This window comes from Demequina sp., from assembly GCF_016278775.1.
Classification (GTDB): Bacteria; Actinomycetota; Actinomycetes; order Actinomycetales; family Demequinaceae; genus Demequina.
In genome coordinates, this window is the sequence record NZ_JADQBF010000066.1 from 1 (window position 1) to 5,735 (window position 5,735).

The 5,735-nt window shown below is 66.8% G+C and carries 8 protein-coding genes; 1 reads left to right on the top strand and 7 read right to left on the bottom strand.

Annotated features, from left to right (window positions below):
* From QZZ33_RS07750 to QZZ33_RS07770, 5 genes are all read right to left on the bottom strand, one after another.
* Nucleotides 1-1,349: fibronectin type III domain-containing protein (locus tag QZZ33_RS07750; RefSeq protein ID WP_291379203.1), on the bottom strand; the 1,349-nt coding region annotated here is incomplete at its 3' end.
* 248 nt (nucleotides 1,350-1,597) lie between these two features.
* Complete coding sequence (locus QZZ33_RS07755; RefSeq protein ID WP_291379204.1) at nucleotides 1,598-2,275, bottom strand: uridine kinase; 678 nt, start codon at nucleotides 2,273-2,275, stop codon at nucleotides 1,598-1,600.
* Nucleotides 2,276-2,980: a phosphoribosylformylglycinamidine synthase subunit PurQ gene (gene purQ, locus QZZ33_RS07760; protein ID WP_291379205.1), complete on the bottom strand. Its 705-nt coding sequence runs from the start codon at nucleotides 2,978-2,980 to the stop codon at nucleotides 2,276-2,278.
* Entirely contained in the window at nucleotides 2,977-3,315 is a 339-nt protein-coding gene (gene purS / locus QZZ33_RS07765) for a phosphoribosylformylglycinamidine synthase subunit PurS (protein WP_291379206.1), read from the bottom strand. Before purS ends, purQ begins: the two co-directional genes overlap by 4 nt.
* A gap of 40 nt (nucleotides 3,316-3,355) precedes the next feature.
* Complete coding sequence (locus QZZ33_RS07770; RefSeq protein ID WP_291379207.1) at nucleotides 3,356-3,808, bottom strand: hypothetical protein; 453 nt, start codon at nucleotides 3,806-3,808, stop codon at nucleotides 3,356-3,358.
* Nucleotides 3,809-3,951: 143 nt separating this feature from the next.
* Here QZZ33_RS07770 and QZZ33_RS07775 point away from each other — a divergent pair, with 143 nt between their 5' ends.
* A complete protein-coding gene (locus tag QZZ33_RS07775; protein WP_291379208.1) occupies nucleotides 3,952-4,260 on the top strand; it encodes a hypothetical protein in 309 nt (102 codons plus the stop codon).
* A gap of 3 nt (nucleotides 4,261-4,263) precedes the next feature.
* On the opposite strand, the gene QZZ33_RS07780 is transcribed toward QZZ33_RS07775, so the two are convergent.
* Together QZZ33_RS07780 and QZZ33_RS07785 are read right to left on the bottom strand one after the other, a co-directional pair.
* Nucleotides 4,264-5,160: a phosphoribosylaminoimidazolesuccinocarboxamide synthase gene (locus tag QZZ33_RS07780; RefSeq protein WP_291379209.1), complete on the bottom strand. Its 897-nt coding sequence runs from the start codon at nucleotides 5,158-5,160 to the stop codon at nucleotides 4,264-4,266.
* Nucleotides 5,160-5,735 (bottom strand): phosphoribosylglycinamide synthetase C domain-containing protein (locus QZZ33_RS07785; protein ID WP_291379210.1); only part of this gene is annotated, 576 nt, incomplete at its 5' end. The genes QZZ33_RS07780 and QZZ33_RS07785, both read right to left, overlap by 1 nt.

Sequence of the window (5,735 nt, forward strand, 5' to 3'; positions counted from 1 at the left end):
CCCGCCGTGACGGAGTAGGTGGGCGCCGGGTACCCGGAGGCTGAGACGGATGCCGACGGGTCCGCCCCCACGATCAGCAGCGTGGGCACCCCTGCGGGCGTGCCTGGCCGCACGCCGGGTATGGCCGACGCGGTGCTTGACGCCGCGGACCAACCGTAGATGTTGTGTGCCTCAACGCTGAACGTGTACTCCTGGGCCGGTGTCAGCCCGGTCAGCGTGCATGGTGAACTGCACTCCGTCTGGACGCCACCGGGATTGCTGGTGACGCGGTACGCGTCGATGGCGGAGTTGCTGTTCGAGAACGGTGCCGCAAACGTCACCGTCGCCTGACCCTCGCCCGGCGTCGCGGATACCGAGGTCGGGGCACCTGGGGTGCCGCCGAGCAGCACGCTAGAGGAGTCGGAGTAGATGCCGGTCCAGCCGGACGATCCCGTCACCTGATCGCCGTACTCGATCACGTAGCCGGAGATGCCGGATGCTGAGTTCGGCAAGTCGTTCCACTTGCCATCCGCAGTGCTCCAGTTGGTGACGAGGTAGGCCTCTCCGGCCGATCCATAGTTGTTTGGTTCGCCAGTCGACCAGTTGTAATAGAATGAAGAGTTGTCCACGAAGTCGCAGGGAACCGAGGTTGCGCCCGAGGTACAGCGGGAGAAGACCTCGCCCGGATTGGGTCCGTCGGCCCACACCCACAGGCGGCCGTAGGCCCCGGTGCCGGGTACCCCTTGCCCGCCAAGCCAGACGTTGGTTGCGCCCGGGATCTTGCTCGTGATCAGGTTGTTGACACCCGCGCTGTGCGCCGTCGCGAGATACCCCTGTTGGCCGCGATAACTTGCGGCCTTTGCGGCGGCCTTGGCATCGCTCCACGCGATGCCCGATGCCGCGACGTACTGGTAGTAGTGCCCGGTCTCGGAACTGTAGACGTAGGTGCCCGCATCGGCGGCGCGCGCTGTGATGCTGATCGTGGCGTGGGACCCCTTGCTCGATGCCGATGTAGTCAAGGCGAGAGCCGCGAGTGCCGCATTGACTTGGGCTCCGGTCCCGGAAAACGCCACCTCCGCACCCGTCGCTGAGTACCCGTACGAGATGGAAACTCCCGTGCCAGTGTCGACGGTGAGCGCGCCGATGGAGGTGGAAACGTTGACGACGGTGACTTCGCTGCTGCCCACCGAAACGGACAGGCCAGCCAACGTTGACGTCGTTCCCGCTTGCACTTCCGCAGTCGTGGTGGAGCTCACGCCGCTCACCGCAGCACTTGCTGGCTCGGCACCCAGCATGAGCATCGACAGCGCGATGCCCACAACTCCCACAGCAGACGCTGCGCGCAACCGCGCAGGGGACAGACCCCTCATGGTGCTTTCCCTCAGATCGATGGTCTTGGCACAGTTCACCCATCGACAGGCGAACGCGCGACACCCGCGACCATGGTCCCGGTCTGCTTGGACGCTACGAACCAATGTCGACCGCGACACGCAGAGGGGGCGATCCCGTCGGCGCGATTACCCTGCGTGTCGGTCAACCTTTCGGTTCGGAGCGTCGCGGCATGGCGGAAGCCGCTTGCAGGCCGGCGGGTGCCCGGCGCGGGGATCAGACCTGGGGGTCAGGACTGGGCGTTCTTGACGATGCGCGGCGCGGCCGGGTCCTTGTTGTCAACCACGATGTCCGCCCGCTCTACCGGCCCGCACGTGCGCAGATAGTGGCGTTGGGTCTCGGTGTAGCGCAGGTTGCTGCGGGCCTCGGGGTCGGTGGGAAAACCCTCTCGCACCGCGAGACGCTTGTAGGCCTCTTCGAACGGCACGTCTACGTAGATGGCCATCTCGAGGGAGCCGATCAGTTCCCTGCGCTGCAGCAGCACCCCATCGACCAGCAGGATCGCGTCCGGGCTGGCGTCGAGCCACCCGCCCTCGATGGGCAAGTCCGCGATCAGGTCGTGGGACTTCGCCCGATAGTTGAGGTTGCCGCGCGGACCAAGCGGCCCCAAGAGGTCGTTGATGAGGTGCGCGTAGTCGAAGGCACCCGCCCAGTACCCCTCCCACGAGTCGCGGCCCATGGCGTAGCGGATCGATTGCGGGTAGTGGAAGTCGTCCACGGTCGCCTCGATGACGTCGGCTCCGCGCTCGCGCAGCACGTCCGCGAGTTCGGCCCGCAAGATCGTCTTTCCGGAACCGTCGGGACCGTCGATGCCCACCCGCACCGGATGGGTCCTGTGCGCCGCTGAACGCGCCAATACGGCATCGGCGAGCAATGCGAGAACCTGGGCGCGGGCGTCAGTCATCATCTAGGCCTTCGCCATCAGTCCCTTGATGGCCGACGTGAAGAACGCAATCCCGTCAGTGCCGGTGCGACCGCCCTCGACCGAGTCGGGGCCAAAGCCTGGCTCGGCTGCGTGCTCGGGGTGAGGCATGAGGCCCACCACGTTGCCGCGGGCGTTGGTGATCCCCGCGATGTCGCGGCGGGAACCGTTCGGATTCCAGCCCACATAGCGGAACGCCACGCGACCCTCGCCCTCAAGCTCGTCAAGGGTGTGCTCGTCGGCCACATACTGGCCGTCTTGGTTCTTCAGCGGGATCACGATCTCTTCGCCCGCGCGGTACTCACTGGTCCACGCCGTCTCGGCGTTCTCGACCCGTAGCGTCTGGTCGCGGCACACAAAGTGCAAGTGCTCATTCTTGATCATCGAGCCCGGTAGCAGGTGCACCTCGGTGAGTACCTGGAAGCCATTGCAGATGCCCAGCACAGGCATGCCGCCGTTCGCCGAGTCCACGATGGTGTCCATGATGGGCGCGAAGCGAGCGATCGCGCCGGCGCGCAGGTAGTCGCCGTAACTGAAGCCGCCGGGAAGCACCACGGCGTCGACGCCCTGGAGGTCGGCGTCGGCGTGGAACAGCGACACCGGATCCGCGCCAGCGAGCCGCACGGCGCGCAGGGCGTCGCGGTCGTCGAGTGAACCAGGGAACGTGACGACGCCGATGCGGGCGGTCACGCCAGCAGGTCCTTCTGACCGTTCGGCGCCGCACCCGCCAGGGCGTCGGCCGATGCCTCTGAACCGCAGCAACCGCCGCCGTTGCCGCAGTCCTTCTGCTTGACCGACACGACGTCCTCGATCACGGGGTTGCTCAGCAGAGTCTCGGCGGCGTGACGCACCGTGGCGAGCACCTCATCGGTGATCTCACCGTGCACCTTGAGCTCGAACCGCTTGCCTTGGCGGACCTCGCGGAAGCCCTCGATGCCGAGCCGCGCGAGCGCCGCGCCGATGGCCTTCCCCTGGGGGTCGAGAATCTCCGGCTTGGGCATGACGTCAACAATGATCTTGGGCATGGCTGCAGTCTAGCGGCGCGCGAGCGTGCCAGAGCTGGACTCAGCAGAGCCAGCTGTATGTGAGATTGGTGTTGGTCATCCACGTGTCGAGGTCACGCGAGTCCGACACCCAGTACGCGAGGTCGTTCTCGTAGACCACCAGCGTGCCGACGTCGTCTCCTGGGCCGGGCGCCGCCACCATTGCCACAGACGCGCCGCCGCTGGGCCAGCCTTCGATTGTCGGCAAGATATCGAGAGTTGGGTCGGGAAAGGCGTCGGGGTTGGAGGGCGTGAACGGGTACCAGTCGCGACCGTCCCACGAGAGAACCTCGTTGCCGCACGCGGGATAGAACGGCACATCGGCGGTCACTGAGATGGCCTCTCCTGGCGCTCCAAAGTCATACTCGCCGTCCCACGTCACCGGGCGCCCTGACGAGGAGGCACAACCTCCAAGGCCCACCACCACTCCTGCGGCGAAGGCCACCGCGGCGGCAACAACTCTGAATTTCCCCATGGCTATGAGACGCACGGGAGCGGCAGAACGTTGGGTCGGGAACCGCCGCGCGAGTCACGGTGGCGCCAGCCTGCAACCCACCTGTCAGAGCCCCGCGATAGCGTCGCCACTGGTAGATAGAGAGATCTAGGAGACGAGGACTGATGTCAGGCGTCATGCTGGGCGTGATCTGTGGAGCGGTATTCGGGGCCCTGTCGGCGGGGAGCATGTTTCCGCTGACCATGGAGAACAAGCGAGCCGCGATCGCGGCTGCCTTCATCAATCGGTTTGCCATCGGGCTGGTCATTCCCGTGAGTGCATTGCCCCTTGCGTGGCCGCTGACGGGGCTCCTCATCGGCACGCTCTTCAGCCTGCCAGAGGCAATCATCACCAAGGCCTACGCGCCCATCATGGTGTTCGGCGTGCTCGGAGGCGTTGCGATCGGATTCGTTGCCCAGGTGGTGCTCGGCTAGGGGCTACCCGGCAACCAGCCTGTCGTACGCCTCGAGGTATCGCTGCCTGGTCCGGTCGACCACGTCGTCGGGAAGCGGTGGGGGCGGGGTGTCGCCGTGGCGATCCCAGCCCGACGCTGGCGACGTCAGCCAGTCGCGCACAAACTGCTTGTCGTAGCTGGGCTGGGCGTGGCCCGGCTCCCACTCGTCCATCGGCCAGAAGCGGCTGGAATCGGGGGTGAGAACCTCGTCGGCCAGCACGATGCTGCCGTCGCCGGAGCGCCCAAACTCAAACTTGGTGTCGGCAAGGATGATGCCGTGATCGGCCGCGATCTCGTGGGCGCGACCGTACACGGCCAGCGTGAGGTCGCGCAGCGCCTCCGCGTCCTCGCGGCCGATTCGCGCCGCCACCGCATCGAGGGAGACGTTCTCATCATGCTCGCCCACCTCTGCCTTGGTGGCGGGAGTGAAGATGGGGGTGGGCAACCGCGAGCCGTCCACCAGGCCGGGCGGGAGCGGCACGCCGCACACCTCGCCACTCGCGCGGTACTCGACCAGCCCGGATCCCGTGAGATACCCGCGCGCCACGCACTCAACGGGGAACATGTCGAGTCGCTCGCAGATCATGGCGCGACCAGCCACCTCGACTGGCACCTCGGCCTCGACCGTGTGGTCGGAAACGATGTCGCGCAAGCGGTCGAACCACCACAGGGTGAGCGCGGTCAGCACCGCCCCCTTGCCGGGAATCTCGGTGGGTAACACCCAGTCATAGGCACTGATGCGGTCTGAGGCGACCACCAACATCACGTCGCCGCGCGAATGCGGCTCAATGGGTTCGTACAGGTCGCGCACCTTGCCGGTGTAGACGTGACGCCAGCCGTCAATCGCCTGCGCGACGGGCATCGTCACAAAGCCCGGCATCAGGCGCCTTCCTCCTTGGCGACCTGCTTGGCAATGTCCTTGCGGTGGTGAGAGCCGTCGAGCGTGATGAAGTCGACGCCGCGATAGGCCCGCTCGCGCGCGGCAGCCAACGACGGCCCGTAGCCCACCACCGACAGGACCCGACCTCCAGCGGACACCAGCGCGCCGTCGTCGTCAAACTCGGTGCCCGCATGCAAGACGTGCACGCCGGGCTCGTCCTCCACCTCGCCGAGGCCCCCGATCGAGTCGCCCATGCGCGGCGAGGCGGGGTAGCCCTTGGAGGCGATCACCACGGTGACGGCGCCTCCCTCCGCCCACTCCAGCGGCGGCAACTCGGCGAGCCGACCCTCCGCCGCGGCCAACAACACTCCCGCGAGCGGGGTGACCAACTGGCACAGCACCGCTTGCGTCTCTGGGTCCCCAAAGCGGGCGTTGAACTCGATGACGCGCACGCCCTTGGACGTGAGCGCCAGCCCGCAGTACAAGACGCCGACGAACGGGGTGCCCCTACTTGCCATCTCGTCGATCGTAGGTTGGGCGACGGTCGCGACCACCTCGTCTACCAAGCCGGCGGG